General features: G+C 75.6%; 13 protein-coding genes and 1 pseudogene. 6 read left to right on the forward strand and 8 right to left on the reverse strand.

From position 1 onward, the window contains the following. Nucleotides 1-387 precede the first annotated feature (387 nt). Both HCK00_RS10090 and HCK00_RS10095 read left to right on the forward strand, forming a co-directional pair. A pseudogene (locus tag HCK00_RS10090) lies at nucleotides 388-1,146 on the forward strand (TetR/AcrR family transcriptional regulator); the annotation flags it as partial. 197 nt (nucleotides 1,147-1,343) lie between these two features. Beyond that, the gene (locus HCK00_RS10095; protein WP_168101481.1) at nucleotides 1,344-1,613 is read left to right on the forward strand and encodes a DUF8847 domain-containing protein; all 270 of its coding nucleotides are present in this window, start codon (nucleotides 1,344-1,346) and stop codon (nucleotides 1,611-1,613) included. Nucleotides 1,614-1,686: 73 nt separating this feature from the next. Here HCK00_RS10095 and HCK00_RS10100 read toward each other — a convergent pair whose 3' ends face one another. From HCK00_RS10100 to HCK00_RS10120, 5 genes are all read right to left on the reverse strand, one after another. Beyond that, nucleotides 1,687-2,940 carry a styrene monooxygenase/indole monooxygenase family protein gene (locus HCK00_RS10100; RefSeq protein ID WP_168101482.1) on the reverse strand — a complete coding sequence of 418 codons (1,254 nt, stop codon included), beginning with the start codon at nucleotides 2,938-2,940 and terminating at the stop codon, nucleotides 1,687-1,689. Nucleotides 2,941-3,041: 101 nt separating this feature from the next. Further along, the gene (locus HCK00_RS10105; protein WP_168101483.1) at nucleotides 3,042-3,788 is read right to left on the reverse strand and encodes a GTP-binding protein; all 747 of its coding nucleotides are present in this window, start codon (nucleotides 3,786-3,788) and stop codon (nucleotides 3,042-3,044) included. After that, on the reverse strand, nucleotides 3,769-4,182 hold the full coding sequence (locus tag HCK00_RS10110; RefSeq protein ID WP_168101484.1) for a DUF742 domain-containing protein: 414 nt from the start codon (nucleotides 4,180-4,182) through the stop codon (nucleotides 3,769-3,771). The genes HCK00_RS10105 and HCK00_RS10110 overlap by 20 nt, the downstream gene beginning before the upstream one ends. Continuing rightward, a complete protein-coding gene (locus HCK00_RS10115) occupies nucleotides 4,179-4,730 on the reverse strand; it encodes a roadblock/LC7 domain-containing protein (protein ID WP_168101485.1) in 552 nt (183 codons plus the stop codon). The genes HCK00_RS10110 and HCK00_RS10115 overlap by 4 nt, the downstream gene beginning before the upstream one ends. Continuing rightward, nucleotides 4,727-8,227 (reverse strand): nitrate- and nitrite sensing domain-containing protein, encoded by a 3,501-nt coding sequence (locus HCK00_RS10120; protein WP_168101486.1) that lies wholly within the window; start codon nucleotides 8,225-8,227, stop codon nucleotides 4,727-4,729. The genes HCK00_RS10115 and HCK00_RS10120 overlap by 4 nt, the downstream gene beginning before the upstream one ends. A gap of 455 nt (nucleotides 8,228-8,682) precedes the next feature. Between HCK00_RS10120 and HCK00_RS10125 the strand changes: the two genes are divergently transcribed. Continuing rightward, the gene (locus HCK00_RS10125) at nucleotides 8,683-9,588 is read left to right on the forward strand and encodes a protein phosphatase 2C domain-containing protein (RefSeq protein ID WP_168101487.1); all 906 of its coding nucleotides are present in this window, start codon (nucleotides 8,683-8,685) and stop codon (nucleotides 9,586-9,588) included. A 397-nt stretch (nucleotides 9,589-9,985) separates the two neighbouring features. Here the strand turns inward: HCK00_RS10125 and HCK00_RS10130 are convergent, their stop codons facing one another. The 3 genes from HCK00_RS10130 to HCK00_RS10140 all read right to left on the reverse strand — a co-directional run bounded on the left by HCK00_RS10130 (nucleotide 9,986) and on the right by HCK00_RS10140 (nucleotide 14,483). Then, the gene (locus HCK00_RS10130; RefSeq protein WP_168101488.1) at nucleotides 9,986-10,486 is read right to left on the reverse strand and encodes a MarR family winged helix-turn-helix transcriptional regulator; all 501 of its coding nucleotides are present in this window, start codon (nucleotides 10,484-10,486) and stop codon (nucleotides 9,986-9,988) included. A gap of 412 nt (nucleotides 10,487-10,898) precedes the next feature. Next, nucleotides 10,899-13,331 carry an endopeptidase La gene (lon, locus tag HCK00_RS10135; RefSeq protein WP_168101489.1) on the reverse strand — a complete coding sequence of 811 codons (2,433 nt, stop codon included), beginning with the start codon at nucleotides 13,329-13,331 and terminating at the stop codon, nucleotides 10,899-10,901. 672 nt (nucleotides 13,332-14,003) lie between these two features. Further along, the gene (locus tag HCK00_RS10140; protein WP_168101490.1) at nucleotides 14,004-14,483 is read right to left on the reverse strand and encodes an ATP-binding protein; all 480 of its coding nucleotides are present in this window, start codon (nucleotides 14,481-14,483) and stop codon (nucleotides 14,004-14,006) included. A gap of 187 nt (nucleotides 14,484-14,670) precedes the next feature. Between HCK00_RS10140 and HCK00_RS10145 the strand changes: the two genes are divergently transcribed. From HCK00_RS10145 to HCK00_RS10155, 3 genes are all read left to right on the forward strand, one after another. Next, the gene (locus HCK00_RS10145; protein WP_240965436.1) at nucleotides 14,671-15,492 is read left to right on the forward strand and encodes a spermidine synthase family protein; all 822 of its coding nucleotides are present in this window, start codon (nucleotides 14,671-14,673) and stop codon (nucleotides 15,490-15,492) included. Between the two features lie 95 nt (nucleotides 15,493-15,587). After that, entirely contained in the window at nucleotides 15,588-16,337 is a 750-nt protein-coding gene (locus tag HCK00_RS10150) for a response regulator transcription factor (RefSeq protein WP_168101491.1), read from the forward strand. Beyond that, nucleotides 16,334-17,458, forward strand: a complete 1,125-nt coding sequence (locus HCK00_RS10155; RefSeq protein WP_168101492.1) for a HAMP domain-containing sensor histidine kinase — start codon at nucleotides 16,334-16,336, stop codon at nucleotides 17,456-17,458. The genes HCK00_RS10150 and HCK00_RS10155 overlap by 4 nt, the downstream gene beginning before the upstream one ends. Nucleotides 17,459-17,568: the final 110 nt, after the last annotated feature.

The raw sequence follows: 17,568 nt of genomic DNA on the forward strand, positions 1-17,568 counted from the left end.
CGCGCAGGCGGCCAGGCACGGACCGCGCAGGGGGCCAGGCACGGACCGCGCGCAGGGAACACGCGGGCGGAGTCCGCGCACGGACCGCGCGTGGACCGCGGCCGTCATCCGGGGTCGGGTCGCCTCCCTCCCCCGCCCCCTCCCCGGTCCGTTCCCCGTCCCCTCCCCGGCCCGTCTCCCGGAGGCCGGCGCGGACCGGGGGCGTCCGCGCGCCCCGCGCCGGCCTCCGGGACGACGGGCCCGCGGAGCTTCCCCCCGCGGGGCGTGCCCCTGCCCTCGCCGCTCCGGCCACCGCTCCGGACGGCGGGCTGCCCGCTCCGGCGCCGGGCCCGGTGCCCACCGGCGCCCGAACCACCGCACTCCGGGCCCGGCGGTTACGCTGCGGACATGAACGGCAGCGGCCCCGCCCCGACAGCCTCACGCGGACGCCGGTCCGGCCCCGGCGCCGCGTACCGGCGGCTGACCGTCGAGCAGCGCCGGCAGCAGCTCCTGGACGCGGCGCTCACGCTCTTCGCCGAGCGGGCCCCGGAGGAGGTCTCGCTGGACGACGTGGCGCACGCCGCGGGGGTGTCCCGCCCGCTGGTCTACCGCTACTTCCCGGGCGGCAAGCCGCAGTTGTACGAGGCGGCGCTGCGCAGCGCCGCCGACCGGATGGAGCAGTGCTTCGCCGAGCCGCGCACCGGGCCGCTCACGGAGCGGCTGAGCCGGGTCCTCGACCGCTACCTGGCCTGCGTCGACGAGTACGGCACGGGGTTCAGCGCCCTGCTGCGCGGCGGCAGCGTCGCGGAGACCGCCCGGACCTCGGCGATCGTGGACGAGGTCCGGCGGGCCGCCGCCGGGCAGATCCTGCTCCACCTGGACGTCCCCCGGCCGGGGCTGCGGCTGCGCACGACGCTCCGCACCTGGATCGCGGCGGTCGAGGCCGCCTCGCTGATCTGGATCGACGAGGAGAAGCAGCCGCCCGCCGACCAGTTGCGGGCCTGGCTGCTGGACCACTTCGTCGCCCTGCTCGCCGCCACGGCCGCCGGGGACGCCGAGACCCGCGGTGTCCTCCGCGGCGCGCTCCGCCGGGAGCGGCCGGACGGTCCCGGCGGTGACCTGGCCCGGCGGCTGCTGGCGCTGCTGCCGGACTCCGGGCACCTGCTCGGCACGGCCGGGGACGCCACCCCGTCCGCCGGGGCGGCCTCCCCGGCCGTGCCGCGTCCTGCCGGACCGCCGCCTTCCGGGCCGCCGTCTTCCGGCCCACCGCCTTCCGGGCCCGCTCCGTCCGCGTCCGCCCGGTCCACACCCGCTCCCCCCGCGCCCGGTCCGGCGGACGGGCGGGGCCCCGGGAAGGAGGCGCGGTGAGAAGCGAGGAGACGCCCTTCGTCGGCGGGCCGCTGGACGGCCGGACGCTGCCGGTGCTGACCGGTGCGACGGGACATCCGCCGAAGGTCTACGAGGTGCCGGTGCCGGACGGGGACGGCGGGAAGCCGGTGGTCCACGTCTACCGGCGCGAGGTCGGCGGCCACAGCCGGCGGCTCGGGCTGCCGCTGGGCTGGGTCTACGTGTACGACCCGGAGGGGCGCCGGGCGGGCGGCCTGAAGTGGCCCTGGTCCAGGCCGCGTTCCTGAGCGCTCCCGGACGCCCCGCCCCCGCCCCGGGGGTGCGCACCGGGACGGGGGCGGGCCGGGGCGCCGGCCGGGCTCAGGCGCCGGACGCCTGGGCCGCGCCCGCGACCTCCGCGATGTAGGCCTCGTTCCGCGCCGGGTCGTAGAAGAAGTTCTCCAGATCGGCGGGGTTGTCGAAGGCGTTGACGAACCGGTCGGCGATGGGCGGGAACTGCCCGGCGGCGCCGATCAGGTTGAGCACGTGCTCCGGCGGCGGGGCGAGCATGGCGTTGGTCCACTTGGTGACGTGCCGGGCCGTCTCCCAGTAGCGGTCGAAGGTGGACCGCATCCACGCCTCGTCGAACGGGCGGTCGCCGTGTTCCACGATGCTCGCCAGGTACGCGGCGGCGCACTTGGCGGCGGAGTTGGAGCCCTGGCCGGTGATCGGGTCGTTGGCGACGACGACGTCGGCCACGCCGAGCACGGCGCCGCCCGAGGGGAGCCGGCCCACGGGGTTGCGCACGGTGGGGGCGTAGCGGCCGGCGAGGGTGCCGTTCGCGTCGGTCAGCTCGACCTGGGTGGCGCGGTCGTGCTCCCAGGGGAGGAAACGCTTCATCAGGTCCAGCGTGATCGCCAGGTGCTCGCCCGGGTCCCGGACGCCGTTGAAGACGTCCAGCGGACCGCCGGGGACGCCCTCCCAGAAGAGGATGTCGGCGCGGCCGGAGAGCGTGAGGGTGGGCATGATGAACAACTCGCCGACGCCCGGGACGAGGTTGCAGCGCACGGCGTCGAACTCCGGGTGCTCCGGCCGCGGCCCGAGCCCGTGCACGTAGGCCACGGCCAGCGCGCGCTGCGGGGCGTCGTACGGCGAGCGGTCCGCGTCCCGGCCGAACATCGAGACCAGCTCGCCCTTGCCGGCGGAGACCAGCACCAGGTCGTAGGAGCGGGCGAAGTAGTCCAGGTCGGAGACGGCGGCACCGTGGATGACGAGCTGCCCGCCGCGCTGGGAGAAGGTCTCCATCCAGCCGGCCATCTTGAGCCGCTGGTCGACGGATTGCGCGTAACCGTCCAGCTTGCCCACCCAGTCTACGGGGCGGCTGCCGTCGGGCCCGGCGACGGAGACGCCGACGCCGTCGATGTTCGGGGCCTGGCTCTCCCAGAAGTTCAGGCCGAGGTCGCGCTCGTGCTGGAGGGCGGTGTGGAACATGCACTGGGTGGACATCACCCGGCCGGAGCGGATCTCGTCCGCCGTGCGGTTCGACATCAAGGTGACCTCGTAGCCGTGCTGTTGCAGGCCGAGGGCGAGCTGGAGACCGGACTGGCCGGCTCCGACGACGAGTATCTTCCGCATGGCGGTGGCTCACTTTCGAAGGATTCGGAACACCACGGTTCGGACAACCGAAAAACAGGCGGTCCCGAGTGGAACCGCCTGTTCCGGTGGGTGAGGTTACGTCACTCGGGGGTCAGGTCAAGGGTGTGGGAGACCAGCGCGAGCAGCGCCCGGATCACGGTGGACGGGTCACGCGCGTCCATGATCTCGACGGGGACGTGCTCCGGCACGGTGAGCGCGTCCCGTACGTCCTCCACCGCGAAGTACTCGGTGCCCTCGAAGTGGTTGACGGCCACGATGTACGGCAGACCGCAGCTCTCGAAGTAGTCGAGCGCGGGGAAGCTGTCCTCCAGCCGGCGGGTGTCGGCCATCACGACCGCGCCGATCGCGCCGCGGATCAGGTCGTCCCACATGAACCAGAAGCGCTTCTGGCCGGGGGTGCCGAAGAGGTAGAGCACCAGCGCGTCGTCGAGGGTGATCCGGCCGAAGTCCATGGCCACGGTGGTCGTGGTCTTCTCCGGTGTCGCGGAGATGTCGTCGACGTCCTCGCTGGCCCGGGTCATCACCGCCTCGGTGACGAGCGGGGTGATCTCCGAGACGGAGCCGACGAACGTCGTCTTGCCCACGCCGAAGCCGCCCGCCACCACGATCTTGGTGGAGACGGGGGCGCTGTCCCGGTCGGTCTGCCAGCTCCGGACGGCCTCGTCGCGCGCGGGGACGGCGCCCGCAGCCGCCGGAGCCGGGACACCGGAGCCACCCGGGGCCCCCGGGGCAGCGGGGGCCCCGGGGACGCCGGGAGACGGGGCGGTGGTCGTGCCCGCGGGAACCGGACCCGCGGCGGTACTGGTGTCAGAGCCTGCGAAGTCCACTCAGGACCCTTTCGAGCAATGCGCGGTCGGGGCGCCCGGAGTCGGTGCCGGGGCCGGTGCCGTAGATGCGGATCTTTCCCTGGTCGGCCAGGTCGCTGAGGAGGACGCGGACGACACCCAGCGGAATGCGCAGCAGGGCCGAGATCTCCGCGACGGAGCGCATCCGCCGGCAGAGTTCGACGATGGCCCGCATCTCGGGCATCACGCGGTCGGCCCAGTTACCGGCCGTCAGTTCGGGCCGCTCCTCGGGAGCCTCGATGGCCGAGACGAAGCTCTCGACGAGCAGCACGTGCCCGAAGCGGGTTCTGCCGCCGGTGAGCGCGTACGGGCGGACGCGGGCCGGTTTGCGGTGCCCGCCGTCCGCCTTGCGGACCGGGAGTCGGGAGGAGGTCACGTGCGGCTCTCCAGGGACTGGCGCAGTTCGTTGCGGATTTCGGGGGTGAGGACATGTCCGGCACGGCCGACGAAGAGCGCCATGTGGTAGGCCACCGCGCTCATGTCGGAGTCCGGGGTCGCGTGCACCCCGAGCAGCGAGCCGTCACTGATGGACATGACGAAGACGCTGCCCTCGTCCATCGAGATCATCGTCTGCTTCACCGGCCCGGCGTCCATCAGCTGGGAGGCGCCGGTGGTCAGCGCCGCCAGGCCGGAGACGATCGTGGCCAGATCGGCGCCGGACCCCCGGGGGCCGTTCCGCGGGCCGGCCGGTGCGGCGTCCCCCGCGCTCCCTGCTCCGGCCGGGGCCCCGGCGGCCGCCGTCCGGGTGGCCAGCTCCGGGTCGGAACTGAGCAGCAGCAGACCGTCGGAGGAGACCACGGCCACCGCGTGGACGCCGGGCACCTCCTCGACCAGGTTGCTCAGCAGCCACTGAAGGTTGCGGGCCTCATGACTGAGGCCGTAACCGTCCTGCGCCCGCGGGCCGGGCGTGGTATACGCGTTCAACCGCGTGCCTCCTCGACTGATCCCCCGTCATCCGTTCCCCCCATGCGCTGTTCACCGGGTCCTTCGGACCCACCGGGTCCACCGGTCTGCTCGGCGATCTCCGCGTCCGCGTCACGCCGCCCCTCCTTCGAGCCCCTCTGGAACCCCCCGAGCTTCGCCCGGAGGGCTTCCGCGTCCACCCCTCGCGCCCGGGTCCGGACCGGACCTGCGGGCTGCGCCGTGCTTGCGGGCGTCCGCTTCGGGAGGCCCTTGTCCGTCAGGCGCCGGGGCGCCGGGGCGGGAGCCGCCCCCTCGGCGGCGCCGGAGGCGTCCGCCGGCGTGCTCCCGGCCGGCGGCGCTTCCCCGGCGCCGCCTGCCGTACCGTCCGTGCCGGCCTGCCCCGGTCCCCCCGGGGTGGCCTGATCCCGTCCGCCCGCGCCACCGGCGGGCCCCTCGGGCCGGGCGGTGGCGCCGGACTCCGCGGCGTCCGGGCCGGGCAGCCGGAACTCGTGCGTCGGCTGGTCGGTCACCCCGTCCGGGGCACCGTCCGCGGCGCGCGCGTGCTCGTCCCGGGCGCCCTCGCCCTCACGCACGCCGTACGGGTCGCTGACGACGAGCCCGGAGCCCTCACCGGGGGCGGGACCCGGCGGCACGTAGTCGTGCGGCACGGTGACGTACGGGCCCGACTCCGGGCTGGAGGACGGGGGTCCGCTCGGTGCGCCGGGGGCGGGACGGTCCTCAGCACCTCGGCCACCGGCCGCCGCGTCGGTGGCGGTCCCGGGGCCGTGGCCGTGGGCGGTGCCGTGGCCGCTGACCGTGCCGGTGCCGGTGTCGATGCCGGTGCCGGTGCCGATGCCGGTGCTCGTGTCGAAGCCGGTGTCGCTCCCTGTGTCGGCACCGCTGCCGGTCCCGGCGGGCGCCGAGGCCGCTTCCGAGGCCCGGACCGCCTCCTCGGCCGCGGCCACCAGCGGGTCGAGCCCGGCGTCACGCGCCAGTCCCCGGTCCTCGGCGGGCCAGGGCGCGGCGGTGTCTCCCGTCCGGGCGGACCCGGCCGGCTCGGCTGACCCGGCCGGCTCGGCGGGCGCTCCCGGGGGAGCCGCCTCGGGGACGTCGTGGCCGTCGTGGCCGGGGGCCGCCGGGGCATCGTGCCCCGGAACCGCCGGCAGGTCCGGCCCGGGGGCCGCCACCGCGGCGGGCTCGGCGGGCTCGGCGGGCTCGGCGGGGGCCGCCGGCGCGGCCGGTCCGGCACCGTCCGCGGACCCGGTGGTACCGGCTGTACCCGCCCCGGTCTCCACCCCGGCCTCCGTCCCGGCGGTGCTGCCGTTCCCCGCCGGGACGGAGGCCGCGGCGGAGGCCCGCCCGGCGTGGCGGAGGGCGAGGGAGCCGCCCCGGCGGTGCGGCAGCGCGTTGGAGTTGACCTCGGCCACGGAGCCGGGCAGGGAGACCCCGCCACCGGCCTCGGGACGGCCCGCGGGGACGTTCGACGGCTCGGGCCGCGCCGGCAGCAGCGAGGACGGCAGGAGGACGACGGCGGTCATCCCGCCCGGCTGCTGGTCGCGGAGTTCCACCCGGATCCCGTGGCGCGCGGCGAGCCGCGCCACCACGTAGAGCCCGAGGCCCAGGGCGTCCTCGTCGGCGCCGGCCGCCTCGGTGCCGGGGTCGGGCTCGGGGTCGGCGAGCCGGGCGTTGACCTGGGCCAGCCGCTCCTCGGTCATCCCGATGCCCTCGTCCCGGACGGAGAGCATGACCTCACCGTTCTCCAGCTGCCACCCGGAGAGCTCCACCGCGGCCTCCGGCGGCGAGAACGCGGCGGCGTTCTCCAGCAGCTCGGCGACGAGGTGGCTGACCGCGTCGGCGGCGAACCCGGCCACGCGGGTGTGCGGCGGCAGCGAGTTGATCCGCACCCGCTCGTACCGCTCGATCTCGCTGACCGCGGCGCGCAGCACGTCGAGCAGCGGCAGGGAGGCGCTGTGCGCCGTGCTGTGCTCGGCACCGGCGAGGACCAGCAGGTTCTCGCTGTGGCGCCGCATCCGGGTGGCGAGGTGGTCGAGCTTGTAGAGGGTGTCGAGGTCCTCGGGGTCGTTCGCCCGCTCCTCCAGGCCCTCGATGACGCCGAGCTGGCGTTCGATCAGGCCGAGGGTGCGCAAGGAGAGGCTGACGAAGCTGCTGTGCACCCGGTCCTGCAAGCCGGACAGGCGCTCGGCCAGCTCGTCCTTCTGCCGCGCCAGGGCGTCCTTCTGGCGGAGCAGATCGTCCCGCTTGCCGGCGAGGTTGCGCCGCTCCTGGATCAGCCCGCCGCGCTCGGCACGGAGGGTCTCCAGCTCGCGGTGGAACTCCGCGGCCCGGTCCTTCAGCTCGTTGACGGACCGGACGACCTGCGCGTACTCGTCGTTCCGTCCGGTGAACCGCACGGGCTCCTCGCCGACCGGATCGGCCGCGACGCGCTTGGCGCCGAGCCGGAGCACGGCCAGCGGCCGGGTCATGGAGCGGGCGCCGGAGGTGCCGGCGGCAACCGCCACCAGCAGACACGCGGCGAGCAGCCCGATGGCCAGTTCGAGGGCGCGGACGTCGGCATCACGGAGGCTCGCCAGCCGGCCGGTCTCCTCGGTGGTGAGGGCGGACTCCACCGCGCGCATCAGGTCGATTCGGCCGGAGAGGGCGGTGTCCACCCGGCCCGCGTCGAGCGCGAGTTCGGCCTCGGAGAGCTTGGGCTGCGCGGTGAGGTTGCGCAGATAGCGCTCGGCCCGGGTGGCCTGGTCGCCGTTGACGGTGCCGTCGTAGCTGTCCTTGGCCTCGGCCGGGGCGGTCTGCCGGAAGTCGGCGACCGCGGCCCGCTCCTGGACGTAGGTGCGCTGGGCGGTGGCCGTCAGGTCACCCGCGTCCCCCGACGCGAGCGCGGAGAGCAGCAGGGTGCGGGTGGCGGCGGCCTGCTCCACGGCGCGGTTGAGGTCGGGCAGCGCGTCGCCCGGGCCGCCGGAGCCGCGCGGCGGGATCCGGCGCGCCAGGTCGGCCGAGACGCCGTGCAGCGCCTGCACCAGCTCGGTGTAGCGGGCGAAGGTGTCCTCGGCCGTACCGGAGCCCTCCAGCGCCGCCTGCCGGATCTCCGGGAGTTGCGCGAGCCGGCCCCCCAGGGAGGCGGGCGCGTTCGCCCGGATCTCGGCGAGCTGCCGGTCCACCCGGGCCCGGCGCCGTTCGGAGATGCCGGCGGCCTCGCCGGAACCGGCGGCGCGGCCGGAGGCGACGAAGCGGGTCATGGTGTCGCGCTCGTCGGCCAGTGAGTGGGACAACACGACGGCCTGCTCGTTCAGCTCGGAGAGCGTGACGAGCCGCTGGGTGTCCGTGAGCTCGGAGGAGGCGGTGAGCACCGCCGGGGCTCCGGCCCCCGCCACGGCCGCCGCCACGACGGCCACCGAGATGACCAGACGGTTGCGGACCTTGGCGGTGCGCTTCCCGCTCGGCGGTGCGGAGGCCGTTCCCGCGGTCCGCGCCGACTCACGTTCCCTGCCCCGAGGACGCATTTTTCGCACCGGTGCTCGCAATCCTGTCTCGATCTCCGCAAAGTGCCGGGGGCACCGGCGAACCGCCTGCTGCCCTCGGTACCGCTGGAGCGCGGACGCCGACGGGCGTTCCTCCCCTGGGCCGGACGCGGAATCGCCGCGGAATGTGCGCGATTCCCGCACCGGTGGGCAGGGCGGCACCCTTCGCCCGCCTGACCACCGAACGAGTGAACATCACTCATGAGTTGACGAACAACCCCGATGCCCCACGTTGCCGTCCGGATGAGACGCACGGGTTGGAAAACCCCCGCCCGTCCTGGCAAGATGCGCGCCCGCACCACCCACCGACGGGGTGATTGCGGAGGAATCCGGACACCCCGGCCCCGCGTCGCCGCGCGCCACCCCTCATCCACCTACCGTCACCGCAGGTCATGGAGGTGACGGGACGGCACACCCCGGCCCGGCAGACTGACGCCATGCACATCGATCTCGCCGGCGAGCCGGGCGACCCCCGAATCCCCAACGAGGACTACGCCTCGGTGGCTCTACCAGCGTCCGGCGCGGGCGGCGCGCTGGTCGTCCTGGACGGGGTGACGCCCCCTCCGGACGGCGGCGGCTGCGTCCACGGAGTCCCGTGGTTCACCGCCCGGCTGGGCGGCGCGCTGCTCGAACTGTCCGTTTCGCGGCGGGATATGACGCTGCGCGAGGCGTTGACCAGCGCAATCGAACGCACCGCCGAGGCCCACTGCGGGACCTGTGACCTTTCTCACCCGAGGACCCCGCAGGCGACGGTGGTGGCCGCCCGCTGGGACGAGACCGCCGTGGAGCATCTGGTGCTCTCCGACTCGGTGCTGGTGGTGGAGGAGCGGGACGGCCGCGTCACGGCCGTGGCCGACGACCGGCTCACGCGGCTGCCCCCGCCGGTCCCCGCCCTGCGCGCCGCCGTCGCCACACTGCCGGAAGGGTCGGCGGAGCGCGCGGCCCGGGTCGCGGAGTACGCCGGCGCCGTGGAGGCGCTGCGCAACACGGAGGGCGGATTCTTCACCGCGGCCGCCGGCCCGCAGGTCGCGGAACGCGCTCTGACCGGCGGTTTCACCCGCGCGCAGGTCCGGTCGCTGACCGCGCTGACGGACGGGGCGACCCGGTGGGTGGAGGTCTTCCGGGAGGGCGGCTGGGACGGGCTCCCGGCCCTCCTGCGCACCGAGGGGGCGGCCGGGCTCCTCAGCCGCGTCAGGGCGGCCGAGGCCGCGGACCCGGACGGCCGGGCCTTCCCCCGCGGCAAGCGGCACGACGACGCGACGGTGGTCCACGCCGACTTCGGCGCGGCGGCCGGCGCGCCCGCCGCCGCCCCGGGCGGTGGCACGGAGCGGCCCCCCGGATGAACCGCGCCGGGCCGGCAGTGGACCGGGGGCCGCCGGTGAGCGGTGAATCGGGAGGTTTGCCGTGAGCCCCACCGCGGAAGAATTCCCGGTTTCCGGTGGGCTGGTGACGGGGCATCAGTGCAGGCGGCGGAGCGGAAGCGGCCCCCTCTCCGGCGAGTGACCGGTCCAGGCCGGCGGAGGACGGAGGGCGGCGCGGGGCCGCCCCGGTCCGGCGGCAGGCACGCACCGCGCACCGCGCACCGGCGGACGGTCCGGGCGGACAGCCGGCTCGCGGCGCGGCGGATCCAGGGGCGCCGCGAACCCCGCGAACCGCCCGCACCGGCGGCCGGAGCGAGCGCCCCTGGAAGCCGGACCGCGCGGGCCGGGAGGAGAGGCGGGCACCGGCCCCGGCGGGGGCTCAGCTCTCCGCGCCGTTCACCTCGTTCAGCCGGTGCAGCAGCCGCGCGAGTTCGGCGATGTCCGCCCGGTCCCAGTCGCGCAGGCGGCGGGCGTAGCGGTGCCGGCGGGCGCTGCGCACGGCGGCGAAGCGGCTCGCGCCCTCGCCGGTCAGCGCCACCAGCGAGGCCCGGCCGTCGGCCGGATCGGGGCGGCGGCTGACGATGCCCAGCTCCTCCAGGGTCCGGAGCTGCCGGCTCATCGTGGCCTTGCCCACCCCGAAGTACGCGGCGAGCGCCGTGGCCCGCTGCTCGCCCGTCTCCGCCAGCCGCAGCAGCAGCCCGTACGCCGCGGGCTCCAGCTCCGGATGGACCTCGCGGGCCAGCTCACCGGAGGAGGCCCGGGCCCGGCGGAAGAAGACCGACAACTCGCGCTCCAGCGCCAGGAAGGCGTGGTCCAGGCCACTGACGGCGGGGTCCGGCGGCGCTCCGTCGCGCGCCGCCGCCCCGGTCTCGGCGCTCATTCCGGCTCCGTTCCGGCGCGTGGTCATGGTCCAAGGCCCTCCCGCCGTGTCCGCATCCGGCTCTCCGGACGGAATTCCTGGTGCTGCGTTCCGGGTGCTGCCCGAGGCGCGTGCGGGGTGGCTCCCGTCGCGTCGCCCCCAGTATTTCGCAGTCGGGGCCCGCCGGGGGCACGCGGGCCCGGCCCGGGGCGCGCGCCGGTGCGCCTCCGCGCCGGGTCCGGCGCCCGGGCACGCGAACGGGACGGTGGCGGCCGGTCCCGCCCGGCCACCACCGTCCCGCGTCTCCGCTCGTCCCGTCTCCCCGGCTCCCGGCGCCGCCGCGATCCCCCATGCACCGGTGTCAGCGTGCCATCGTGCCATCGTGCCGCCGCGCCGTCGCGCCAGAGCCTCGCCGGGTTGCCCCGGGACCGGGTCAGGCGACGGCGGGCACCTCCGGTTCGCTCCCGGCGGGCCGGGCCGTGGTGGCCGGCTCCAGCGCCAGCCGCAGCACCTGCCGGACGTCCGAGACCGGGTGCACCTCCAGCGTCTCCAGCACCTCCGCGGGCACGTCGTCCAGATCGGGCTCGTTCCGCTTGGGGATCACGACGGTGGTGATGCCGGCCCGGTGGGCGGCGAGCAGCTTCTGCTTGACGCCGCCGATCGGCAGCACCCGCCCGGTCAGCGACACCTCGCCCGTCATCGCGACCTCCGGGCGGACCCGGCGGCCGGAGAGCAGCGAGGCCAGCGCCGTGGTCATGGTGATGCCCGCGCTCGGCCCGTCCTTCGGCACCGCCCCGGCCGGTACGTGCAGATGCACCTGGCGTTCGGCCAGATCGCTCACCGGCAGTTCCAGCTCGCCGCCCCGGCTGCGCAGGTAGGAGAGCGCGATGTGGGCGGACTCCTTCATGACGTCGCCGAGCTGGCCCGTGATCCGCAGGCCGGTGGCGCCGGTCTCCGGGTCGGCGAGGGAGGCCTCGACGTGGAGCACGTCACCGCCCGCGCCCGTGACGGCCAGCCCCGTCGCCACGCCCGGTACGGCGGTGCGCCGCTCCGCGGGGTCCTGCGCGGACTCCGGGACGTGGTGCGGCCGGCCGAGGTAGCCGGGCAGGTCGCCGGCGCCGATGGTGACCGGCAGCGCCAGCTCGCCGAGTTCGTGGCGGGCGGCGGCCTTGCGCAGCACCCGGGAGACCGCCCGCTCCAGGTTCCGCACCCCCGCCTCGCGGGTGTACTCCCCCGCCAGCCGGCGCAGCGCGGACTCCTCCAGCACGACCTCGCCGGCCTCGAGCCCGGCCCGCTCCAGCTGCCGGGCCAGCAGGTGGTCCCGGGCGATGGTGACCTTCTCGTCCTCGGTGTAGCCGTCCAGCCGGACCAGCTCCATCCGGTCCAGCAGCGCCTCGGGGATGGCCTCCAGCACGTTGGCGGTGGCCAGGAACACCACGTCGGAGAGGTCGAGTTCGACCTCCAGGTAGTGGTCGCGGAAGGTGTGGTTCTGCGCGGGGTCGAGGACCTCGAGCAGGGCCGCGGCCGGGTCGCCGCGGAAGTCGGAGCCCACCTTGTCGATCTCGTCGAGGAGGACCACCGGGTTCATCGACCCGGCCTCCTTGACGGCCCGGACGATCCGTCCCGGCAGCGCGCCGACGTAGGTGCGCCGGTGGCCGCGGATCTCCGCCTCGTCCCGGACCCCGCCGAGGGCGACCCGGACGAACTTCCGCCCCATCGCCCGGGCGACGCTCTCGCCCAGGCTCGTCTTGCCGACCCCGGGCGGCCCCACCAGGGCGAGCACGGCGCCGCCGCGCCGCCCGCCGACCACCCCGAGCCCACGCTCGGCCCGGCGCTTGCGCACGGCCAGGTACTCGGTGATCCGCTCCTTGACGTCGGCCAGCCCCGCGTGGTCGGCGTCGAGGACGGCCCGGGCGCCGGGGATGTCGTAGGAGTCCTCGGTGTGCTCGTTCCACGGCAGGTCCAGCACGGTGTCCAGCCAGGTCCGGATCCAGCCGCTCTCCGGGCTCTGGTCGGAGGCCCGCTCCAGCTTCTCGACCTCCTTGAGCGCCGCCTCGCGGACCTTCCCGGGCAGCTGAGCCGCCTCGATCCGGGCGCGGTGGTCGCCGGACTCGTCCTCGGACTCGCCGTTGAGTTCGCGCAGTTCCTTCCGGACGGCCTCCAGCTGACGGCGGAGGAGGAACTCGCGCTGCTGCTTGTCGACGCCCTCCTGGACGTCCTTGGCGATGGTCTCGGCGACATCCTGCTCGGCGAGGTGCTCCCCCAGCCACCGCACGGCGAGCCGGAGCCGGGCCACCGGGTCGGTGGTCTCCAGGAGTTCGACCCGCTGGGCGGTGGTGAGGAACGGCGAGTACCCCGAGTTGTCGGCGAGCTGCCCGACGTCGTCGAGCTGCTGGACCCGGTCGACGACCTGCCAGGCGCCCCGCTTGCGCAGCCAGCTCGTGGCCAGCGCCTTGTACTCCTTGACGAGTTCGGTGACGGCGCCGGGCAGCGGGTCGGGCACCGGTTCATCGGCGAGGACGCCCTCCACCCAGAGCGCCGCCCCGGGCCCGGTGGTCCCCGCCCCGATCCGCACCCGGCTCACCCCGCGGATGAGCGCGCCGCGGTCGCCCCCGGAGAGCCGGCCCACCTGCTCGACGGTGCCGAGCGTGCCGAGGCCCGCATAGGTGCCGTCGATCCGTGGCACGAGCAGCACCCGCGGCTTGCCGCCGCTCTCCCCACCGCCGCCCGTCGCGGCCTGGGCGGCCTCCACCGCGGCCCGCACCTCGGCGTCGGACAGGTCCAACGGCACCACCATGCCCGGCAGGACCACCTCGTCGTCGAGCGGCAGCACGGGCAGGGTGAGCGACACAGACGTCACAGGCATGATCTCCCCTTCGGCAACCAAGTTGAGCTGTATCGACTCAATGCGCTGCCGGCCCCGGGTGTTCCCCGGGGGCCGTTCGCCGTGAGCGAACGGGGGTGGGCCTGCCCGGGAGGCGGCCGAAGGCCCCGGGAGGGCGCCCGCCGCCACCCCCGGGCGCCGGGGCCGAGGGGGGAGCGGCCCTGACGCGGACCGGCGCGAGACGGGCGCCGGGAGGGTGCCCGGGGAGACCACCGGCGGTTCCGCGGGAGGGCGTGTCGGCGCGGACCGGGGGGCGCGTCGGGTGGTGAGAGGCGTGCGGGAGGGCGCGCACCCGGGAGCCGGCCAGGGGGCACACACGGCACCCGCGCCCGGGAGACGACCTGGGGACGCACACGGGACCGACGCGGCGCCGGGCGGATCACCCCGGAGCGGAGGGGCCTTCACCGCGCCGGGGCGCCGGACGCTCGCGTCCCCCCACGAGCCCGGCGGTGGACGGACGGCCCGGCGACCGGGCTCCTGGACCGGGACGGCCGGGTCCGCGGGCGCCCGGGCGCGTGAACGCGTGGACGGTCGGGCGCGCGGACCGGCGGGCGCCGCGTGAACGGTCGGCCACGCGGGCGGGCGGATGGCGGATGACGGTCAGGCGCGCGGACGGGCGGATCCGCGGGAGGGACCGGCCGGAACAGGGGCCGGTCAGAGCACCGCCGGGGGCTGCGCGGGCCGGGCCAGGGTGAACCAGACGACCTTGCCGGCCACGCCCGGGTGGCGCTTGGCCAGGTCGAGGATGCCCCAGTCGTCCGCGCAGAGGGAGAGCAGCAGCAGTCCGCGGCCGTTCTCGCTGTGCGGGCCGGCGGTGACGGGCGCCGGGCATCTCGGGGAGGTGTCCCAGACACTGACGCGCAGCGTGCCGTCGCGCCATCTCAGCCGCACGGCCACCTGGCCGTCGGAGTAGCGGAAGGCGTTGGTCGCCAGTTCGGAGGTGAGGAGTTCGGCGCGGTCGGCGAGGTCTCCCAGGCCGTGCTCCGCGAGCACCGTACGGACGGTCGAACGGGCTATGCGCGGGCCCCGCGGATCGTGCGGAAGTTGCAGGGAGTACTCCCAGTTCTCCGGGGGCTCCTGCGGGACGGTGGCGTGGGCGCGGACCCGGGGGGCCGCGGCGATTTTGGTGGTCATGGCTATCTCCTGTCCCGGTTTGCACGCGCGGGAACCTCTCCGCGCGCGCGAGCCGGGTGCGCGGGCGCGGACGGCGACCCCGCCCGCTCCCCCGCCCCTGGTGGCACGGGTCCGGCGCTCCCGCCGCCACCGGCCCTTCACCGGTCCGGCACCGGACCGCCCCCGCACGGTCACTACCCTGGGCGCCATGCCACCGACCCAGCAGCCGCTCCCCCTCCCGCCGGCCCCGCCAGGAGACGCCGGTGGAGCCGGCGGGCCGGTCACCCTGGACCGGCGCGACGGCCCGTACGGCGAGGTGGTGCTGCGCCGCCGCGGGCCGCGCCCCACCGCCGGCGGGGGCAGCGGGACGCCTGAGGACAGCGGGACCCACGGGGCCGCCGGGCCCGCCGGGACGGAGCCGCCCGGCGGCGCCGTCTACGAGATCATCGCCAACGGCTGCTTCCTGATGGACACCTCCGACGGCCGCTCCGAACGGCTGCTGGTCGACGCGGCGCTGGCGGCGCTCCCGGCCGGCCGCGCCCGTCCGGCCGTGCTGATCGGCGGGCTCGGCGTCGGCTTCTCCCTGGCGCACGCCGCCGCCGAACCGCGCTGGGGCCGGATCACGGTGGTGGAGCGCGAGGCGGCGGTGATCGACTGGCACCGGTCCGGACCACTGGCGGAACTCTCCCGCGCCGCGCGGGCCGATCCGCGCACCGAGGTGGTCCACGCCGACCTCGTGGATCATCTCTGCGCCACGGAGCGGCGGTTCGACGCCCTCTGCCTGGACATCGACAACGGCCCCGGCTGGACCGTCACCGAGGACAACGCCGGCCTCTACTCCCCCGCCGGCCTGGCACTCTGCCGTGACCGGCTGACCCCGGGCGGCGTGCTCGCCGTCTGGTCCGCGCAGCCCTCGGCCGCTTTCGAACTCACCTTGCGGAATGCCGGGTTCCTAGAGGTAAGGACGGAAGAGGTACCCGTTGCCCGGGGCGTACCGGACGCCGTCCACCTCGCCGTCGGTCCTGCGTAGCCGCGGCCCGCTCCCTGCCTCTACGCTGCTGGTGAAGCACGCGCCGCGGGCGGACACGGGGACACAGGCACGGGGAAACGGCAGAGGCATACGGAATGGATCAGACACAGAACGGCGCCGCCGGGGGCGCGGGGACCGCCACGGGCAACCAGCGCCGCGTCCTGGTCGTCGAGGACGACACGACCATAGTGGACGCGATCTCCGTGCGGCTGCGCGCCGAGGGCTTCCAGGTGCAGACCGCGCATGACGGCCCGTCAGCCGTCGAGACCGCCCAGGCGTGGCAGCCGGACCTGCTCGTCCTGGACGTGATGCTGCCGGGCTTCGACGGCCTGGAGGTCTGCCGCCGCGTCCAGGCCCAGCGGCCGGTCCCGGTGCTCATGCTGACGGCCCGGGACGACGAGACGGACATGCTGGTCGGCCTCGGCGTGGGCGCCGACGACTACATGACCAAGCCCTTCTCCATGCGGGAACTGGCCGCCCGCGTCCACGTCCTGCTGCGCCGGGTGGAGCGGGCCGCGCTCGCCGCGCACACCCCCCGCAGCGGCATCCTGCGCCTGGGCGAGCTGGAGATAGACAACGCGCAGCGGCGGGTGCGGGTGCAGGGGGAGGACGTCCATCTCACCCCCACCGAGTTCGACCTGCTGGTCTGCCTGGCGAGCACGCCCCGCGCGGTCCTCTCGCGCGAGCAGCTCCTCGCCGAGGTGTGGGACTGGGCGGACGCCTCGGGGACCCGGACGGTCGACAGCCACATCAAGGCGCTCCGGCGCAAGATCGGGGCGGAGCGCATCCGCACGGTCCACGGGGTGGGGTACGCCCTGGAGACCCCGGCCGCGCCCGCCACGTGAGAGGCCGCCCGCCCGAACCCGCCCGGCACGGCCTGTGGGCGCGGCTCTGGGAGGTCCTGCGGCCGTTCGACCCGTTCCGCTCGGTCACGGCGGCGCTGGGAGCCCTGGTCATCACCTCGGTGACGATCACCACACTGCTGGTGATCATGGCGATCAGCACCGCCACCGAGCTGCGGATCGTCACCATCTTCTCGATCATCGCGACGCTGCTGATCACGCAGTTCGTGGCGCACGGGCTGACCTCGCCGCTGGACGAGATGAAGACGGTGGCCCGCGCCATGGCCAACGGCGACTACAGCCGCCGGGTCCGCGAGGACCGCCGCGACGAGCTGGGCGAACTGGCCCGCACCTTCAACCACATGGCGGCCGACCTGGAGGCGGTGGACCGGCACCGCAAGGAGCTGGTCGCCAACGTCTCGCACGAGCTGCGGACCCCGATCGCGGGCCTCCGCGCGGTCCTGGAGAACGTGGTCGACGGGCTCTCCCGGGCCGATCCGGAGACGATGCGGACGGCGCTGCACCAGACGGAGCGGCTGGGCCGGCTGGTGGAGACGCTGCTCGACCTCTCCCGCCTGGACAACGGGGTCGTCCCGCTCCGCTCCCGCCGTTTCGAGGTCTGGCCGTACCTCTCCGGGATCCTCAAGGAGGCCGGCATGACCAACGCCGCCCGGAGCCGCGGCCCCGGCGGCGGGGTCCCGGGCCGCACCGACGTCCATCTCCACCTGGACGTCTCCCCCCCGGAGCTGACCGCCTACGCGGACGCGGAGCGGCTGCACCAGGTGGTGGCCAATCTGGTGGACAACGCCGTCAAGCACAGCCCTCCGCAGGGCCGGGTGACGCTCCGCGCACGGCGCGGGGACGAGCCGGAGAGCATGGTGCTGGAGGTGCTGGACGAGGGCCCGGGCATCCCGGAGCCGGAGCGGGCCCGGATCTTCGAGCGGTTCAACCGCGGACGCGTCTCCACCCCCCACGGACCGGGCAGCGACGGCGGTACGGGCCTCGGTCTGGCCATCGCCCGCTGGGCCGTCGACCTGCACGGAGGGTCGATCGGTGTGGCCGAGTCACCCCGGGGCTGCCGCATAAAGGTCACTCTCCCGGGAAGCCGTGCAGTGCAGGGTTGACGTAGGGTGCGAAAGCGGAAGTGATTGTTCGGAGGGGACGCGCCGCCGTCCCGCCTGCGACGGCCCAAGGGCCTCGGCGGCGGGCGCCTGTGGCGCCGGTACGCCCGGGG

The organism is Streptomyces zingiberis (assembly GCF_012034935.1).
In the GTDB taxonomy this organism is placed as follows: domain Bacteria; phylum Actinomycetota; class Actinomycetes; order Streptomycetales; family Streptomycetaceae; genus Streptomyces; species Streptomyces zingiberis.

Coding starts and splice junctions, on each gene's coding strand:
- HCK00_RS10100 (WP_168101482.1), bottom strand. CDS start 2,940: ATGCGGAAGATACTCGTCGTCGGAGCCGGCCAGTCCGGTCTCCAGCTC.
- HCK00_RS10120 (WP_168101486.1), bottom strand. CDS start 8,227: ATGCGTCCTCGGGGCAGGGAACGTGAGTCGGCGCGGACCGCGGGAACG.
- HCK00_RS10125 (WP_168101487.1), top strand. CDS start 8,683: ATGCACATCGATCTCGCCGGCGAGCCGGGCGACCCCCGAATCCCCAAC.
- HCK00_RS10130 (WP_168101488.1), bottom strand. CDS start 10,486: ATGAGCGCCGAGACCGGGGCGGCGGCGCGCGACGGAGCGCCGCCGGAC.
- lon (WP_168101489.1), bottom strand. CDS start 13,331: ATGCCTGTGACGTCTGTGTCGCTCACCCTGCCCGTGCTGCCGCTCGAC.
- HCK00_RS10140 (WP_168101490.1), bottom strand. CDS start 14,483: ATGACCACCAAAATCGCCGCGGCCCCCCGGGTCCGCGCCCACGCCACC.
- HCK00_RS10145 (WP_240965436.1), top strand. CDS start 14,671: ATGCCACCGACCCAGCAGCCGCTCCCCCTCCCGCCGGCCCCGCCAGGA.
- HCK00_RS10150 (WP_168101491.1), top strand. CDS start 15,588: ATGGATCAGACACAGAACGGCGCCGCCGGGGGCGCGGGGACCGCCACG.